At 69.3% G+C, this 16,518-nt stretch carries 11 protein-coding genes; 4 read left to right on the forward strand and 7 right to left on the reverse strand.

Translation table 11 applies throughout. From position 1 onward, the window contains the following. Positions 1 to 5: 5 nt before the first annotated feature. On the reverse strand, positions 6 to 755 hold the full coding sequence (locus ID810_RS03130) for a nitroreductase (RefSeq protein ID WP_166855198.1): 750 nt from the start codon (positions 753 to 755) through the stop codon (positions 6 to 8). Between the two features lie 37 nt (positions 756 to 792). After that, a complete protein-coding gene (locus ID810_RS03135) occupies positions 793 to 3,240 on the reverse strand; it encodes a glycoside hydrolase family 3 protein (protein ID WP_166855197.1) in 2,448 nt (815 codons plus the stop codon). A 2,016-nt stretch (positions 3,241 to 5,256) separates the two neighbouring features. Here ID810_RS03135 and ID810_RS03140 point away from each other — a divergent pair. The 4 genes from ID810_RS03140 to ID810_RS03155 all read left to right on the forward strand — a co-directional run bounded on the left by ID810_RS03140 (position 5,257) and on the right by ID810_RS03155 (position 9,734). After that, entirely contained in the window at positions 5,257 to 6,573 is a 1,317-nt protein-coding gene (locus ID810_RS03140; protein WP_166855196.1) for an ABC transporter substrate-binding protein, read from the forward strand. Between the two features lie 83 nt (positions 6,574 to 6,656). Beyond that, positions 6,657 to 7,691 (forward strand): carbohydrate ABC transporter permease, encoded by a 1,035-nt coding sequence (locus ID810_RS03145; RefSeq protein WP_166855195.1) that lies wholly within the window; start codon positions 6,657 to 6,659, stop codon positions 7,689 to 7,691. Then, entirely contained in the window at positions 7,688 to 8,557 is an 870-nt protein-coding gene (locus ID810_RS03150; protein ID WP_166855194.1) for a carbohydrate ABC transporter permease, read from the forward strand. The genes ID810_RS03145 and ID810_RS03150 overlap by 4 nt, the downstream gene beginning before the upstream one ends. Positions 8,558 to 8,717: 160 nt before the next feature. Continuing rightward, positions 8,718 to 9,734: a LacI family DNA-binding transcriptional regulator gene (locus ID810_RS03155; protein WP_166855193.1), complete on the forward strand. Its 1,017-nt coding sequence runs from the start codon at positions 8,718 to 8,720 to the stop codon at positions 9,732 to 9,734. Between the two features lie 30 nt (positions 9,735 to 9,764). Here the strand turns inward: ID810_RS03155 and ID810_RS03160 are convergent, their stop codons facing one another. The 5 genes from ID810_RS03160 to ID810_RS03180 all read right to left on the reverse strand — a co-directional run bounded on the left by ID810_RS03160 (position 9,765) and on the right by ID810_RS03180 (position 16,412). Beyond that, positions 9,765 to 10,586 (reverse strand): SDR family oxidoreductase, encoded by an 822-nt coding sequence (locus tag ID810_RS03160; protein ID WP_166855192.1) that lies wholly within the window; start codon positions 10,584 to 10,586, stop codon positions 9,765 to 9,767. Between the two features lie 93 nt (positions 10,587 to 10,679). Continuing rightward, the gene (locus ID810_RS03165) at positions 10,680 to 13,175 is read right to left on the reverse strand and encodes a TIM-barrel domain-containing protein (RefSeq protein WP_166855191.1); all 2,496 of its coding nucleotides are present in this window, start codon (positions 13,173 to 13,175) and stop codon (positions 10,680 to 10,682) included. A 7-nt stretch (positions 13,176 to 13,182) separates the two neighbouring features. After that, the gene (locus ID810_RS03170) at positions 13,183 to 14,004 is read right to left on the reverse strand and encodes a carbohydrate ABC transporter permease (protein ID WP_166855190.1); all 822 of its coding nucleotides are present in this window, start codon (positions 14,002 to 14,004) and stop codon (positions 13,183 to 13,185) included. Next, positions 14,001 to 14,933 (reverse strand): carbohydrate ABC transporter permease, encoded by a 933-nt coding sequence (locus ID810_RS03175; RefSeq protein WP_166855189.1) that lies wholly within the window; start codon positions 14,931 to 14,933, stop codon positions 14,001 to 14,003. Before ID810_RS03175 ends, ID810_RS03170 begins: the two co-directional genes overlap by 4 nt. Before the next feature lie 84 nt (positions 14,934 to 15,017). After that, positions 15,018 to 16,412, reverse strand: coding sequence for an ABC transporter substrate-binding protein (locus ID810_RS03180; RefSeq protein WP_166855188.1), 1,395 nt, complete (start codon positions 16,410 to 16,412; stop codon positions 15,018 to 15,020). Positions 16,413 to 16,518 lie beyond the last annotated feature (106 nt).

Genomic DNA, 16,518 nt, shown 5'->3' on the forward strand with positions numbered 1-16,518 from the left:
TGGCCTCAGTCCTTGGGCGCCACCAGTTGCACGGGGCGCCGCTCAGCGCGGAAGTCGTTGACCGGGTCGTCGCTGGCGTAGCCCAGGGCGAAGCCGGTGACGAGGTGGTAGTTCTTCGGGACGTCGAACTCGGCGTCGAGGGGGCGCCTCCAGGTGGCGAGGACCCCCAGCGGGCAGGAGTCGACGCCGTGCGCCTTGGCGGACAGGAAGAGGGTCTGGAGCATGAGCCCGGCGTCGAGGGCGGCGAAGGGCATGAGCCCCTTGTGGATGAGGACGAAGCCCACGACCGGGGCGTTGAAGGCCCGGCAGGAGGCGCGGGCTGCCTCCTCACGGGCGGCACGGTCCCCACGGGCGATCCCCAGGTGGGTGTACAGGGCCTTGCCGACCTTCTGGGAGTGGGGGAGAAGGTCCTTGGGGTAGGGCGCCCAGGGCCGGTAGTCGCCGTCGGGGGCGTTGCCGGTGAGGACGAGCCGGGCCAGGGCTCCGCGCTGCTTGCGCACGACGGGCAGGGCCCTGTCGAACTCAGCGACGTAGGCGGCCCTGAGCCGCTCGGCCCGCGCCCCGGTGGCCAGGGCGAGCATGAAGGGACGGGTGTTGGACCAGCTCGGTGCCTGGCGGGTGTCGTCGAGGATCGCGTCGAGGACCTCCTGGGGGACCGGGTCTGGCCGGAAGCTGCGCACCGAGTGGCGTGAGGCGGCCAGGGCGCCGAACGCCTCGGCGTCGGCACCCTCTGTCGGGGTGGTCTCGTGCGTCATCGGGGCTCCTCGGGGTGTCGTGGGTCTTCGTCAGGGGTCAGGACAGGTGGAGGGCGATCTGCGCCTCCAGGCGCTCCATCGCGGGGGAGGACAGGACGAGGCGCAGGACGTTGCGGGCACTGCGCTGGAGCTCGCCGAGCGTGAGGTGCTCACCGCTGAGGTCCGCCGGGTCGAGGGCCGTGAGGATGGTCTGGTCGTGGCCGTCCTCGCGCTTCTGGTGCTCCCAGGACTCGGCGCCGGGCATGAGGACGTCGGCCTGGGCACGCAGACGGTAGGCGGAGTCGCTCAGCGCAGCGAAGTTCGGGTCCGTGGCGTGCTGGGCCCACCAGTCGGTGATGACGAGGCCCTCGTAGCCCCACTCCCCGCGCAGGATCGTGGTGACCAGGTCGTAGTTGTGGTAGGACCACACGCCGTTGACCTTGTTGTAGGAGGTCATGAGCGTGCGCGGGGCGGCCTCGGCCACCACCATGCGGAAGGCCCGCAGGTAGATCTCGCGCAGGGCCCGGGCGGAGACGCGCGAGTCGTTGACCCACCGGTTGGTCTCCTGGTTGTTGGCCACGAAGTGCTTGGGGCAGGCGGACACGCCCGCCGACTGGATGCCGCGCACGTAGGCGGCTGCGCAGGCTCCGGTGAGCAGGGGGTCCTCCGAGTAGTACTCGAAGTTGCGTCCGCACAGGGGATCGCGGTGGATGTTCATGCCCGGCGCCAGTAGGACGTCGGAGCCCTTGCGCAGCATCTCCTGGGCGTGCAACGCCTCCATGCGCTCGATGAGTGCCGGGTCCCAGGTCGAGGCGAGCGCGGTGCCGCAGGGCAGGAGGGAGGCGAAGGCGGACACGCGGATGCCGGAGGGGCCGTCCGTCGTCGTTACCGCCGGGATGCCGCGCTCACGCAGCCGGGCGCGCACGCCGCCGAAGGCCCCGGCGTTGCCGGGCGCACCCAGCGGGGAGTTCATGGTGACGTCGCCGTAGGCGAGCTCGGCCAGGTCCTCGGGCTCCAGGGAGGCGATGAAGGCGTCGAGGCTGATGGTGCCGACGGCCACGTCCTTCAGGGAGGAGCCGACGGCGGGGGCGGCGGTGATGGGCTCGGGCAGGCGCGCGAGGATGCGCTCGCGCAGGTTTGTGGTGCGCACCGGCACGGGCTCGATGGTGCGCCGGGCGGCGCCGTCGGGGGCGTAGGAGACACTCCAGCGCTCGAAGGGGTGGGCGGGGTCAGGTGCCAGGGCCTCCTCGAGCTGTTCGATGACCTCGGTGTCGACGACGCTCACGGCGCCGACGCGGGTGGCCTCGCGCACGTTGAGCCCCACGTGTAGGGCGTGCTCGCCGGCCTCGAGGACCCAGGCGTGAGCGTGGCCGGTGGCGCCGGAGTCGTCGAAGGAGGTCAGCCGCTCGACGGGGAAGCTGAGGTCGAGCTCCTCGCTGTCCCCGGGGACGACCTGCCCCGTGCGGGCGAAGGCGACGAGCTGGCGCGCGGGCACGCCCAGGGCGGCGCGGGTGGCGGGGGCTGCGTAGACCTGCACGACGGTGGATCCGGGGCGCCGTCCTGTGTTGGTGGCGCTCACTCTCAGTCTCACGGTGTCCCCGTCGCGCTCGGGGGCTGTGGCCGCCAGGGCGAAGGTGGTGTAGCCCAGGCCGTGGCCGAAGGGGAACTGCACCCGCTCGGGGGTGAAGGTCTCGAAGGCGCGGTAGCCGACGAACACGTCCTCGGTGTACGTGTTGTGCTCCTTGCCGCCGAAGAAGGCGGAGGAGGGGTAGTGCTCGTAGCGGTACGCGATGGTGTCGGGCAGGCGCCCGCCTGGCTCGACGGCCCCGGTGAGCACGTCGGCGACGGCCCGGGCCCCCTCCATGCCGCCGGGCCAGGCGAGGAGCAGGGCGTCGATACCCATCTCCTCGGCCCAGGACAGGTCCATGACATTGCCGGAGTCGATGACGACGACGGTGTGCTTGAAGGCGGCTGCGGCACGCGCCAGGAGGGATCGCTCGTCCTCGGTGAGCAGGTAGGAGCCGGGCTCGAGGACGTTCTCGCGGTCCTCCCCGGCGGCCCTGCCGATGACGACGACGGCGGTGCGGGCACGCTGGGCCGCGGCGGTGATCGCCTCGTCGTCCAGGGGCATCTCCTCGTAGTGGCGTGGCCACTGGCCCCACTCGGCGTTTGGGGAGGGCTGGTCGGCGCACCAGCTGCGGTAGGTGGCGGCGAGCTCGGTGTCGACGGCGACGCCGGCTGCCGTGAGGCTGTCGAGGAGAGTGGTGGTGTAGGGCGGGTTGACGTCGCCCCCGGAGCCGTAGCCGACGGCGAACCAGTCGATCTGGACGCGGCCAAGGACGGCGACGCCCTCGCCGGGGGCCAGGGGCAGGACTCCGTTGTTGGTGAGCAGGACGGTGCCCTCTGCGGCGGCGCGGCGCGCGAGCGACACCAGCTCTGGGTCGACCCAGCGGTCGGCCTGCGCGTCGGCGCTCGTGAAGCCCTGTGCGACCTCACTCGTCGTCATGCTGTCTCTCCCTCGCTTGTGACGGGGTTGGCTCCGGTGTGTGGCCTGGCCGCAGCCTATCCACATGCTCCATCCGTTCGGTAGGTATTTGCGGGGCGGGCCCGTGTCTGGGCCAGCCCGGCCGGAGAAACCCGAGGAGGGCACCCGCAGCCGCTCCACTACCAACCACAGTCGGCACAGAGACCGGGCCAGGGTGAGGGCGGTCAGCCGGCGACTCCAGGCAGGGGGTCCAGAGCTTCTCGTGCTCAGTTGTGTCATGGGCGACCTCGCGCCAGTGCTCGCCGTGACCGGCGATGAGCATTGCCGCCCAGGGCTCGCGCCCCACTCCGCATCGACGTGAGCCTGCCCAGGCATATGCTCCAGGATCTGCCGGCCCTACTCATCGCGCCCCAGTGGCGCGGCGACACCCACGCCCCGGGCGCGCAGGCGGGCCGCCATGATCGACGCCCGCGCCGCCGAGCTCGGCCGTCACGCCCCGGGCGCGCAGGCGGGCCAGGTGCTCGTGGGCCGCCTGCGTCCCAGGCTCCCACCGCTTGCAGACCGTCCCGCCGATCCTGACCACCTTCCCGGAGGTGTTGTTGCCGGGCAGGACCTCGGCGCTCCCCGATCCCGCGCCGGCCCCGGTTGCCGCGGACTCCTGCCGCCAGCCTTCCAGTGGCCCAGCAGTGGCCCAGCGGCAGCGTGGGGTCCCCAGGGCTGGTGCGCTCGGCCGGGCCCATGCCCCGACCGTACAGCGCCGACGGCGCCGCGCCTGCGTGTCGCCTACTTGCGCTGAGCCCTGAGCTTCCGCGCTGAGACCTGAGTCGAGCATCAGGGCTCAGCATGGCGGGTCGGGGCTGACGGGGCTCAGTGGGCTTACGTGAGGCCTGAGCGTTTGGTCCCACCTGAGGCGATGGCGCTCGGGAGTGACTCGCGTAGCGTGGTAGCGACTCCCATGGCGACCTGTGTGGTGGGGGTTGCACGCTCACGCTTTTCGGCCTCGGGCGGAATCCGCGGAATCATGCGGTTTTCTGGTTTGGTGTTCTCGGGTGCCTCGGCTCCCATGTGCATGGGCAGGGCCCATGCACATGGGAGCCGCGGAAGCCATTTTCGGCAAAACGGCCCAATTGGCGGAATACCAATGAAAAGTTCGAATCGGCCAAGTCACACCAGTCACATGAGCGTGCAAGCCTGTCCTGGTGGGGCTCGCCGTCGACCATGCTGGTGGCGAGTTCGAGGGGTACGTGTCGAGTTCGAGGGTTACGGGCTTGAACTCGCCCCCGACCCCTCGAGCTTGAGGGGTGCAGCCCGGACGACGGTGTGAGCCCGGCCCGCGCCGTAGCCGCTTCCTCGGACTCGCGGGGCACTGTGACCCGGCGGAGGGCACGGTGCCGCTGCTCCACCCGCTTCCTCGAACTCGCGGGGCACTGAGGTCCCGCGGTGGCCGGATACCCCGTCGGTGGCCCCTATCGGGGGTGTCGTGTCCACCGCGCGGACATGAGACCGACGGCCACGCGCACCCAGCCGAGGAATCCGCATGATTCCGCGGACGCCCCCAACACCGTCGGCACGACAGCCCGCCCATGTCCGCCCGGTGGACAGCCGGCGATGCGTGCTGTCGGTGGCTGGGCCCGTGCGCACCGGTGCAACGGCGGGGCTGGCGGGCGCGGGCCATCGATCCCAGGGGCACGATGCGCGTGAGCCGGGCCGGCACGGTGGCGGTGATGGTGTGCCCGGCCTGGCCGGCTGGTGGGAGCCTGCTGACCTTGGTGGCGCGGGGGCCGCCAGGCCAGCGACTGACGCAGGTTCCGTGGGGGCGGGCGCAGGCTCCGACGGTGGGCGCGCCACTGCCGTCGGACACCGGCCCGCGACCCGGCAAGAAGGTTACGGTTTGATAACGGGCGTCAGAGGGTCTTCACCTGTCGACGCGCGTCGACGTAACGTGGTGGGCGCCCCGCCGTCGACGCGCGTCGATGTCAGCGGAGGGCCCCCACCCTCCCGCCGTCGCGGCCCCCGTGTTTCAAGGAGGAAACCCCCATGGCAAACGCATTCCCCCGCCGCCGGTTCATCCAGGGCTCGGTCATCGCCGCCACGCTCGCTGCGGCAGCCGCCTGCTCCGGAGGCAGTGGCTCCGGTGGCTCTGGTGGCTCTGGTGGCTCCGGCGGTGGCTCCGCCGCCCTCGAGGGCACCGGCCCCATCACCTGGGTCCAGGGCAAGGACTTCTCCGGCGGCAAGGTCCAGGCACGCATCGACGAGTGGAACGCCGCCAACCCCGGCGAGGAGGTCACCCTCATCGAGCTCTCCGCTGAGGCGGACCAGCAGCGCCAGTCCTTCATCAACAACGCCCAGACCAAGTCCGAGGCCTACGACGTCATCAGCGTCGACGTCGTCTGGGTTGCCGAGTTCGCCGCCAACCAGTGGCTCGTCGAGCTGCCCAAGGACGAGCTTCACTACGACGACGTCATTGAGGGCGTGTACAACACCGGCCTGTACGTCGACCGGCTCTTCGCCATGCCCTTCGCGACCGACTCCTCGATCATGTTCTACCGCAAGGACTTCCTCGCCGAGGCCGGCATCACCGAGCCCCCCACTGACTGGGACGGCATCAAGGCCGCCATCGACGCCGTGCGCAAGGTCCCCGGCCACGAGAACATCGGCGGCTTCGGCGGCCAGTTCGCCAAGTACGAGGGCCTGACCTGCTGCGCCAGCGAGTTCATCAACTCCTTCGGCGGCTCCTACTACGACAACGAGAACAACATCACGATCAACAGCCCCGCCGCCATCGAGGGCCTGCAGTTCCTCATGGACGGCTTCAAGGAGGGCTACATCCCCCAGCAGGCTCTGGAGTGGAAGGAGGAGGACGGCCGCAACGCCTTCGAGGCCGGCAACCTTCTCTTCTACCGCCAGTGGCCCTACCAGTACTCCAACAACGTCGAGGCGCTGGGCACCGATAAGTTCGGCATCGCACCCCTGCCCTCGCTCGGCGGCCACACCTTCGTGCCCACCCTCGGTGGCCACAACTGCGGCATCTCCGCCTACTCCAAGAACAAGGCCACGGCCCTGAAGTTCATCAAGTGGTGGACCAGCCCCGAGTCCGAGAAGTACGCCCTCGACACCCAGGCGAACGCTCCCATTAACGCGGCCCTGTACGGGGACCCCGAGATGCTGGAGAAGTTCCCGTACCTCACCACCCTGCGCGCCTCCCTCGACTCCGCCGTCGGACGTCCGAAGGCCGTCTCCTACGGTGACGTCACCGCTGCCATCCAGGACGCCATCTACCCGGCGATCCAGCAGCAGACGACCGCCGAGGAGGCCATCGCCGGCCTCGAGAGCGCGCTCAAGGCGCTGGCCTGACGCACAGCTCACACCCGGTCCTCGGGGGCGGCACACCCGCCGCCCCTGAGGACCGGGCAGAGCTCGATGCGCAAAGGAGCCCCATGAACACGAGCACGTACTCAGCCGAGGTCGTCAACCACCGGTCCAAGGCCTCCAAGGCGCAGGCCCGCCTGGCCTGGACCTTGATGATCCCGACGATCGCCGTCCTGATGATCGTCATCATCATCCCGGTCTTCCAGTCCCTCTACCAGTCGTTCTTCGGCAAGGCCGGGCTCGACCCCGAGACCGGCTTCGTCTCCGAGACCGAGCCCTTCATCGGGCTGGCCAACTACGCCGACATCTTCACCGAGGCCGGTGAGCGCTTCTGGATCGCCGCCTACAACACCACCCTCTTCGGCGTGGTCACCGTCGTCCTCGAGACGATCCTGGGCGTCGCGATGGCACTCATCATGCACAAGGCCATGCGCGGGCGCGGCTTCGTGCGCGCCGCCATCCTCGTGCCCTGGGCCATCCCCACCGCCGTCTCCGGCATCCTGTGGGGCTGGATCTTCAACCAGAACGGCGTGGCCAACGCCATCATCGGCCAGCACATCATGTGGGCCTCCGGCGACGCCGCCGCCAAGCTCACCATCATCATCGCCGACGTGTGGAAGACCGCCCCCTACATCGGTCTGCTCACCCTGGCCGGCCTGCAGGTCATCCCCGACGAGGTCTACGAGGCGGCCAAGATCGACGGCGCCAACGCCTGGCAGCGCTTCACCCGCATCACCCTGCCGCTGGTCAAGCCCGCGCTCGTTGTCGCCGTGCTCTTCCGCACCCTCGACGCCCTGCGCATGTTCGACCTGCCCTACATCCTCATCGGCCCGCGCAAGAGCTCGGTTGAGACGATCTCCATGCTCGTGCAGGACGAGGCCTCCAACCTCCGCTACGGCTCCGCCGCGGCCTACGCGCTCATCCTCTTCCTGTACGTCTTCATCTTCGCCTTCGCCTTCGTCAAGATCACGGGCGCGGACCTGGGGGCCAGCGTCGAGAAGAAGAGGAGGGGCCCGGGAGGCAGGCTCAACGCCTCCGTGTTCCTGCCCCGGCGTCGTCGCTCCCCCCAGCCCGTCGCCCTCACCGAAGGAGGACGCTCATGAGTACCGCGACCACTGCCGGGCCCGAGCTGAGGAAGAAGAAGACCGACTGGGCGGGGATCTTCTCCTCCTTCGGCATCGTCCTCATCGTCATCTACTGCCTGGCCCCCTTCTACTGGATGTTCGTGTCCTCGCTGCGGCCGGACACGGAGATCTTTGAGAACTCCTGGTGGCCGAGGAACCCCTCGCTGGAGAACTACGAGGCGGTCTTCTCCGCCAAGAACAACTTCGCCTCCGGCCTGGTCAACTCGCTCATCGTCTCGGTCATCGTCACCGTGGTGGCGCTCGCGGTCGCGACTTTCGCCTCCTACGCGCTGGCGCGTCTGAGCTTCCGCGGCAAGAGCCTCCTGCTCCTCGTCGTCCTGGCAACCTCGATGTTCCCGCTCGTGGCGATCCTCGTGCCGCTGCTGAAGAACTTCGCCGCGTGGGGGTGGATCAACACCTATCAGGCGATGATCATCCCGGACCTGTCCTTCTCACTGCCGCTGGCGGTATGGAACCTCACGAGCTTCTTCCGGCAGATGCCCATCGAGCTCGAGCAGTCCGCCATGGTGGACGGCTGCACCCCGGGCCAGGCCTTCCGCAAGGTCATCCTCCCGCTGGCAGCCCCCGGCATCTTCACCACCGCCATCATCATCTTCATCGGCGCCTGGAACGAGTTCCTCGTCGCCGTGACGATGATCAACGACCCGATGATGCAGCCCGCAACGGTGCTGCTGTCGAAGTTCACGGGCGCAGCCCAGTTCAACACGCCCTTCGGCTCCCAGATGGCGGCCGGCGTCGTCATGACCCTGCCGCTGGTCGTCATGGTGCTGCTCTTCCAGCGCCGCATCGTTGCCGGCCTCGCCGCCGGCGGGCTCAAGTCCTGAGAGCACGGCCTCGGCCCGGGCACCTCCCGCTCGGGCCGAGGCGTCGGTGACGGACGGGCGGGGTCCGGGCCCCTGCCCATGACCTGGACGGAGGACCTTTCCCATTTCCCTCACGCGGCTTGACCGCGGACCTTGCCCACCCTGACCCCGAGGAGGACCCGTGATCCCGGTGACACGCGCGGACGTGGCGCGGCTGGCGGGAGTCTCTCCCTCCACCGTGACCTACGCCCTCACAGGCGACCGCTCGGTCAGTCGGCACACCCAGGCCCGGGTCCTGGAAGCCGTCGAACGGCTCGGCTACCGCCCCAACGCCTCAGCCGCTGCCCTGGCCTCGCGCCGGGTGCGCAGCGTCGGGGTGCTACTGCGCCTGAGGCGCACCGCCGTCGAAGCCGGTGACTTGCCCTACGTGGACGGCATCCGCTCGCGCGTCGAGCCTGAGGACATCCAGGTGGTCATCCCCATGGGTCTGCGCGAGGACCCGGTCGGGGGAGTACGGGCCCTCATCCGCTCCCATTCCATCGGCTCAGCCATCCTCATGGACGTCGCCGCCGACGACGAGCGCGAGGAGGTCCTGCTGCACGAGGGCGTGCCCACCGTCCTCATCGGCAGCTCGGGACGCCTGGACGGAGCCCCGAGCATTGACGCCGACTTCACGCAGATGGCTGTCCTGGCCCTGAACCACCTGGCCGCCCTCGGTCACCGCCGGGTCCTGCTCCTGACCCGTGTGGATGACGACGACCGGGCGCGCGCCTACGTGCTCCAGCGCGGTGCGCTGCTGAGCGCCTCCCAGGACCTGGGCGTGACCGGGGTGCTGCGCTGCCTGCCGTCCAACCCCGTGCACGGGGCGCGGCTCGTCACCCGCGACGGTCTGGTGCAGGGCTGCACCGCGATCGTGAGCAACAACCCGGGGGCGCTGTCCGGCGTGCTCGCGGGTGCCGCGACCCTGGGGCTGCGCGTGCCCAAGGCCTTCTCGGTCGTCTCGGTCGGTGTGGACACCTGGCTGGGTGAGGGTGAGCGCATGGTGACGGCCTCGGCCATCGACGCTCACGCCATGGGCTACGAGGCGGGCGACATGCTGTTGCGTCTCATCGCGCACCCGGGCATCGAGGAGCACCTGCTGCACGCGCCCAGGCTGCACGAGAGGGGGACGACGGCGCCCCCGCCCTCCGGCCACTGAGGCCGGTTCCGGCCCACCGGGCCCCGGCCCTCACAGGCCCCAGCGCCTAAAGCCGCCCTCGGTGGAGATCACCTGACCGGTGACCCAGGCGGCGTCGTCGGTCAGCAGCCAGCAGATGAGCCGAGCGGGGTCCTCGGGCCGGGCGGGCACGCCCCCGGGGAAGGCCGGGGCGAGGGAGCGCTCGAGCGCCTCGTCCATGTAGCCGGTGTTGACCGGGCCCGGGTTGACGGTGTTGACCCGGATCCCGACGTCGGCCAAGCCGTCGGCGAGCGAGGCGGTGGCGCCCGCCAGGGCCGCCTTGGAGGTGATGTAGGCGATCTCGTCCGCCATCGGGCCCAGGATCTGGCCGGAGCTCATGAGGACGGTGCTGCGCCGGGCGCGCCCGTCGGTGAGCGCGTCGTCGTCGGGCAGCGCCGCCATCGCCTGGAGCAGGAGGAGCGAGGCGCGGGCGTTGACCCGCCAGTGGTGGTCCAGGTCCGCGGCCGTGATCTCCTCAAGGCGGCCGTCGTGACCGGAGGAGGCGTGATTGCACACGAGCGCATCCACCCCGCCCAGGGCGGCGCGGGCCCGCGCGATGATGCGGGCGGGGGCCTCGGCATCGCGCAGGTCCTCGCTCACGTCCGCGAGCACGGCACCCGGTTGCAGGTGGGCGCGCACGGAGTCGAGGGTGGCCTCGATGCTGTCGGCGCCCCAGGGCTGCTCGGCGTCGTGGGGCGCGTAGTGGTGCAGCAGCAGGCTGGCGCCCATGCCGGCGGCGCGGCAGGCGATGGCGTGGCCGATGCCGGCCCGGCGGCTGACACCGGTGATGACGACACGGCGTCCGGCCAAGGGCGTGGTGGTGAGGACGCTCATTCGGTCATCATCACACGCGCCCCGGGCTCCGGCCCCGGTTGATGGCGTCACGCACCGTCTGTTGCCATCATCACACGCGCCCGGGCGCCGGACTCAGACCACCTCAGCCACCGCGTCCACGAGGTCCTGAGGCACGCCCACTGCCCGCATCGCGGACAGCAGGGTGGTCCCGGTGGCACCGCTCATGACGGCGCCCCAGGCCCGGTCCTTGATGACGTAGTCGATCTGGGCGGGCTCCAGCAGACCGAAGATCTCCTGCGAGACATCCGGGGTGCGCTCGGACACGCCTCCCAGCTCCACGCTCACGCCCTCGCTCGGCCGCACGGTCCCCAGGGGGATGTCCACGCCGGCGCCCAGGGTGAAGCCGTCGGCCTCGCGCTCACGCACCTCGGCCGGGCGGCCGTCAACGCTGGCCCAGCCCACCGCCGTGCTCAGCAGGTGCAGGACGACCTCGCGCTCGGCGGGCACGACGCCCTGGGGCCCCTCCTGGCTCAGCGCCACGCGGGCGGTGCCCGCGGCCCCGTCCCAGGTCAGGGTGATGCGGGTGCGCACGACGGCGTCCAGGCCGGGCTCGGCCGAGCCGTCGTCCTCCTCCATGACGAGCTCGCCGTCGGCCCCGGGCACGAGCAGGATCCCCAGGGCGCGCGGGTTGGCACCGGCCGCCTCGGTGACGTCGTCGGCCAGGGGCACGACGCTGCCGGCACGGGCCAGGACCGGGACCTGGGCGAGGTCTCGGTGGAAGGACAGGCTGTGGCCCTCGGTGCCGGACACCTCGTAGCGCCGGCCCGTGGGCAGGTCGAACCAGACGCCCTCGGGCACCCAGGCGGCCTCGGCCGCCAGACCGGTGACCGGGGTGGCGCGCGTGGCGACCGGGATGACGAGCAGGTCGCCGAAGAGGTACTCGCGGCGGTTCTCGTAGGCGCCCATGCGCCAGGGGTGGTCGTGGAAGAGGGGGCGCACGGGCCCGATGCCCTCGGTGTGGGCGCGCCGTGCCCACGTGTACAGGTAGGGCACGAGGCGGTGGCGCAGACGCAGGTAGGCGTCCATGGTGGCGCGGGCGTCGCGCGAGTAGCGCCACGGCTCCTTGGAGTTGAACACCGAGCTGGTCGAGTGCAGCCGGTTGATGGGGGAGAAGCATCCGAGCTGGACCCAGCGGGCGGCCATCTCGGAGTCCTTGACGCCGAACATGTGGCCGCCGATGTCGTTGGACCACCAGTAGTAGCCGATGTTGGCGGCGGTGGCGGTGAACTCGGGCTGGTAGCGCAGGGTGTCCCAGGTGGCGTAGGTGTCCCCGGAGAAGCCGATGGGGGTGCGGTGGCTGGAGGCGTCGGCGAAGCGCGAGAAGGTGACGGGTCGGCGTCGGAAAGTCTCGGTACTGCCGTCGCCGAGCGTGCGGGTGCGTTCGCGGCCGGAGTCGAGGTAGTGGACGTGGTTGAGCATCCACAGCGGGTCCAGGCCCGGGATGTCGGTGACGCCGCCCTGCTGCCAGTCGAGCCACCAGAAGTCGACGCCCTCGTCCTCCAGGGGGTGGTGGGCGTGGTCGAGGTAGGCGGCGACGAAGTCCGGGTCGCCCACGTTGAAGGGGATCGCCTCGCCGCTGGCGGGGTCCTTGCCGAGCGCGCGCATCATGGGCTCGTAGGCGCTCTCGTGGCGGCGCACCCCGCCGGCCGGGTGGAGGTTGAGGGTCACCTGCATGCCCCGCTCGTGCAGGGCGTCGAGGAAGCCCCTCGGGTCGGGGAAGAGGTCCGTGTTCCAGGTGTAGCCGGTCCAACCATTGCCGATGGCGGGGTCGATGTTCACCCAGTGCCAGTCCATGTCGATGACGGCCACGGAGAAGGGCAGCTTCTCGGACGCGAAGCGGTCCATGAGCGCGAGGTAGGACTCCTGCGTGTACGTGTGGTAGCGGCTCCACCAGTTGCCCAGCAGGGCGCGCGGCACGAGCGGGGTGGGGCCGGTCAGGGCGAAGAAGTCGGTCAGCGCGCGCGCGTACTCCTGGCCGTAGCCGAAGAGGTAGAGGTCCTCGTCGTCGGTGGAGCCGTCCACGGGACTGGCGCAGGGCCGGGGGCGCACCCACTCGTCCTGCTGCATGAGCAGGGAGCGCGAGTCGTCGATGACACTCAGGCCGTGCAGGGCGAGCAGACCGGGCTCGATGCGCACACGGCCGTCGGCGTTGTCCAGGGTGCGGCAGGTGCCGCCGAGGTTGGTGGGGAAGGTCTCGTCCGGGTCCCAGGTGTCCCCGTAGTACCAGGTGCCGCCGTGGGCGTTGAGGACCCCGGTGCGCAGGGAGACCTTGAGCCCGGAGCGGGAGAAGCCGCGTGAGGGCTGGTAGGTCAGGTGCAGGTGCTCAGTGAGGATCTCGACGCGGTCCTCGCCCCGGCGCACCTCGAAGGTGGGCACGGGCCCCAGGTCGCGGCTGACGACGAGCTGGGTGGCGGCGTCAGTGAACGTGCCTGAGGCCGAGCGCTCAATGCGGATGAGACGGTCGGTCAGGACGGTGAAGCGGACGTCGTGCCCGACGGCGACGACGGCCTCGGGTCGGGCCGGTGCCAGGCGCAGGTCGGCGGAGCCGGAGGAGAGGGGGGAAGTCATGTGTCTGTCAGCCCTTTACTGCAGCGGCGGCAGCGCCCGCGATGAAGCGCTTCTGGAAAATGAGGTACACGATGAGGACGGGGAGGACCGAGATGGTCGTGGCGGCGAACAGCCCACCGTAATCAGTACCGTAGCGGCCGCTGAAGGTGGTCAGTCCGACGGCGAGGACCTGCTTGTCCTCACTGTCGATCATGAGGTACGGCCACAGGTAGTCCTCCCACGCCCACAGGAACTGGAAGATGGTCAGCGCCGAGATCGGGTTGCGGCTCATGGGCAGGACGATGCGGTGGAAGATGTAGATCTCGCTCGCCCCGTCGATGCGCGCCGCCTCGAGAATCGCGTCGGGCACGTCCGCCATCGACTGGCGCAGCATGAAGATGCCGAAACCGCTGAGCACCGCGGGCAGGATGAGGGAGAGGTAGCTGTCGCGCAGCCCCCAGGCCTCGAACATCGTGTAGCGCGGGATGATGGTCACGGCCCACGGGATCATCATGGTGCCCAGGATGAAGCCGAAGATCGCGTTGCGGCCGCGGAAGCGGTACTTGGCCAGCACGTAGCCGCACAGGCAGCTGGTGTAGATCGTCACCGCGGTGATGGCCAGGGCGACGCCGAGCGAGTTGGCGAAGAACCGCACGAAGTCGAACGTGTCCTGCAGCCCGAGGAAGTTCTCGAGGGTCCACTGGCGGGGCAGGAGGGTCTGGTCGAGGGAGCGGATCTCCGAGTTCGGTTTGAACGCCGAGAAGAGCATCCAGACGAAGGGGAAGACGGTGGTCACCCCGAGGACGAGCAGGACGCCCTCGAGCACGATGGTCTGGAGCCGCTTGCTCATGCCCGACCTCCCGAGCGACGGGCGCTGACACCGAAGGACACGGCGGTCAGCGCGGCGGTGATGATGAGTAGGACGAAGGCGATCGCCGAGGCGTAGCCGAAGTCGTACTGCTGGAAGGCCTCGTCGAAGATGATGTAGGAGATGAGGAAGGTGGACTTGCCGGGTCCGCCCTGGGTCATGATGAGGATCTGGACGTAGGCCTGCGCATAGCTGATGAGTGACGTGATGACGACGAAGATCGTCATGGGGTGCAGCAGCGGCAGGATGATGTGGCGCAGGCGTTGCCAGGACCCGGCGCCGTCGACCGCGGCCGCCTCAAGGGTGTCCTCGGGCAGCGAGTGGAGCGCGGACAGGAAGAGGATGACGGCGTAGCCGAAGTCCTTCCAGATGGTCATGAACATGATCGCGGGCAGCGCCCAGGTCGAGTCGTACAGCCAGTTGATATCGATGCCGAGGAAGGTGTGGAAGATGCCGATCTGCGGGTTGTACATCATCTTCCACACGTAGGCGATGGCGACCATGGGGGTGACGGTCGGCATGTAGAAGACCGCGCGGAAGAAGGTCTTGTGGCGCGTCACCTGTGACCAGATCGCGTAGGCCAGGGCGAGTCCCAGCACGACCCTTGCCGCGATGACGACGACGGAGAAGTAGAGCGTGTTCGTCAGGGAGGTCCAGAAGGTGGGGTCGTGCAGGAGCTCGGCGTAGTTGTCTCCTCCGATCCAGCGGTAGGTCCCGTTAAGAGGGTTCCACTGGTGGAACGAGCCCGAGAACGCGGAGGCGATCGGGTAGACCAGGAGCACCGCGTTGAAGGCGATGATGAGGGCGACGACGCTGTTCCTCAGGGTGCGTTCGCCCTTGTAGGCACGGCGTCGGCGGCCGCGGGGCGCCGCGGCGGGGCGCGCGGGTGTGGTGGTCAGTGGTGCGGTCATGGTGAGCTGTGGGCGGGTAGTACTGTGCGCCCGCCCACCGGTCCTCCTTCGTGGGTACGTGTGGCCTGTGGGTGAGGGCGGGGGTCAGCCCTTGGCCTCGTCGGCGTGGACGTACAGGTTCTCGACGGCGGCGAACTCAGTCTTGGCGATGTCGGCGTCGATCGTGCTCGTGGCGGTGGCCAGGGCCTTGTCGATGGCCACGCCGTTGTACAGGACGTCGGAGACGGCGATCTTGGTGTTGTCCTCGACCGTGGCGGGCATCGGGCCGGGCCACACGTAGCGGTCGATCGAGCCGAGGACGCTGGTCACCGGGTGCTCCTTGACCTCGCTGTTGTCAGCCAGGGCGAGGCTGGAGGGGAACAGGCTGTAGTTGAGGCACAGCTGGACCAGGAGGTCGTTGCTCGTGAGGAAGAACGTGAGGAAGTCCTGCGCGACCTGCCGGGCCCCTTCCGGCGCGTTCTTGTTGATGCCGAAGGTCGACTCGCCGTTGTAGCGGTCGTAGGCGTAGGGCTCCTCACCCTTGGTGGCCACCGGCGTGCGGAAGGTGCCGAAGTCGATGGAGGGGTAGTCCTTCTTCAGGGTTCCGTAGAAGTGGCCCCAGTTGTAGGTCATGGCGGACAGCCCCTGGCCGAAGGCCTCGTCGGAGTTGTTGCCGAAGTCGGGCGAGCCGACCTTGTCGACGTCGTACAGGTCGGTGAGGAAGGCGAGGTCGGCCTTGACGGTGTCGGTGTCGAGCTGGACCTGCTGACCGGAGGTGTCGAACAGGTTGTCGCCCGACTGGTAGTGCTTGCCGAGCAGGAGGACGTAGGCGGAGGTGTTGAAGTTGAACCCGGCCTGCTGGAAGGAGTCGCCGTCGCGGATGGTGAGCTTCCGGGCGACTGTGCGGAACTCATCCCAGGTGACGGGCACGTCCGCCTCCGTGAGGCCGGCCGCCTCCCACATGGACTTGTTGTAGTAGATGAGGCCGGTCATGAGGCCGTAGTCCATGTAGTAGACCTTGCCGTCCACGAGGTGGCCGTCGACACCGACGAAGTCCTGTGAGAGTGCTTCAAGGTCGACGTCGTAGGCCTCGCAGTAGGGCAGGACGTTCTCGTGGTGGGAGTTGTGGATGTTGAAGATGGCGGGGCCGTCCTGGCCCTGGAGGGCGAGCGGGAGCTTGGTCCAGTAGTCGTCCCAGGGCTGGTTGACGACGTTGATCTGAACATTGGGGTGGATCCTCTGGTAGGCGTCGGCGAAGGCGCTGAACTTCTCGTCGCTGTCCCACAGCCACCAGTCCAGCGTGATCGGGTCTCCGTTGTTCACCAGGGTGTTCGGGTCGTAGGTGAAGTTGACCCCCTGAATATCGAGGCCCTTGGCGGGCTGTGTGTCCTGGACGGCGGCGGGCTTGTCGGTGCCGCCCGAGCAGGAGGCCAGGGGGACGAGCGCGGTGATGGATGCGGCGCCGAGGAGGAATGAGCGACGGGAGGGGTGCGGTGCCATGAGGACTCCTATGTCGAGGCGAGAAACACGGATGAGCGTTGGTGTAGCGCTAAACCAAACTGGATGATACGTTGCGCCCATGAGGTGGTCAACACCTCGTCGCGCG

This window comes from Actinomyces respiraculi (genome assembly GCF_014595995.2).
Taxonomy (GTDB): domain Bacteria; phylum Actinomycetota; class Actinomycetes; order Actinomycetales; family Actinomycetaceae; genus Actinomyces; species Actinomyces respiraculi.

Excerpts from the sequence above, each read along its gene's own strand:
- ID810_RS03135 (WP_166855197.1), bottom strand. The coding sequence starts at position 3,240 with ATGACGACGAGTGAGGTCGCACAGGGCTTCACGAGCGCCGACGCGCAG.
- ID810_RS03140 (WP_166855196.1), top strand. The coding sequence starts at position 5,257 with ATGGCAAACGCATTCCCCCGCCGCCGGTTCATCCAGGGCTCGGTCATC.
- ID810_RS03170 (WP_166855190.1), bottom strand. The coding sequence starts at position 14,004 with ATGAGCAAGCGGCTCCAGACCATCGTGCTCGAGGGCGTCCTGCTCGTC.
- ID810_RS03160 (WP_166855192.1), bottom strand. The coding sequence starts at position 10,586 with ATGAGCGTCCTCACCACCACGCCCTTGGCCGGACGCCGTGTCGTCATC.
- ID810_RS03180 (WP_166855188.1), bottom strand. The coding sequence starts at position 16,412 with ATGGCACCGCACCCCTCCCGTCGCTCATTCCTCCTCGGCGCCGCATCC.
- ID810_RS03165 (WP_166855191.1), bottom strand. The coding sequence starts at position 13,175 with ATGACTTCCCCCCTCTCCTCCGGCTCCGCCGACCTGCGCCTGGCACCG.
- ID810_RS03175 (WP_166855189.1), bottom strand. The coding sequence starts at position 14,933 with ATGACCGCACCACTGACCACCACACCCGCGCGCCCCGCCGCGGCGCCC.
- ID810_RS03150 (WP_166855194.1), top strand. The coding sequence starts at position 7,688 with ATGAGTACCGCGACCACTGCCGGGCCCGAGCTGAGGAAGAAGAAGACC.
- ID810_RS03130 (WP_166855198.1), bottom strand. The coding sequence starts at position 755 with ATGACGCACGAGACCACCCCGACAGAGGGTGCCGACGCCGAGGCGTTC.
- ID810_RS03145 (WP_166855195.1), top strand. The coding sequence starts at position 6,657 with ATGAACACGAGCACGTACTCAGCCGAGGTCGTCAACCACCGGTCCAAG.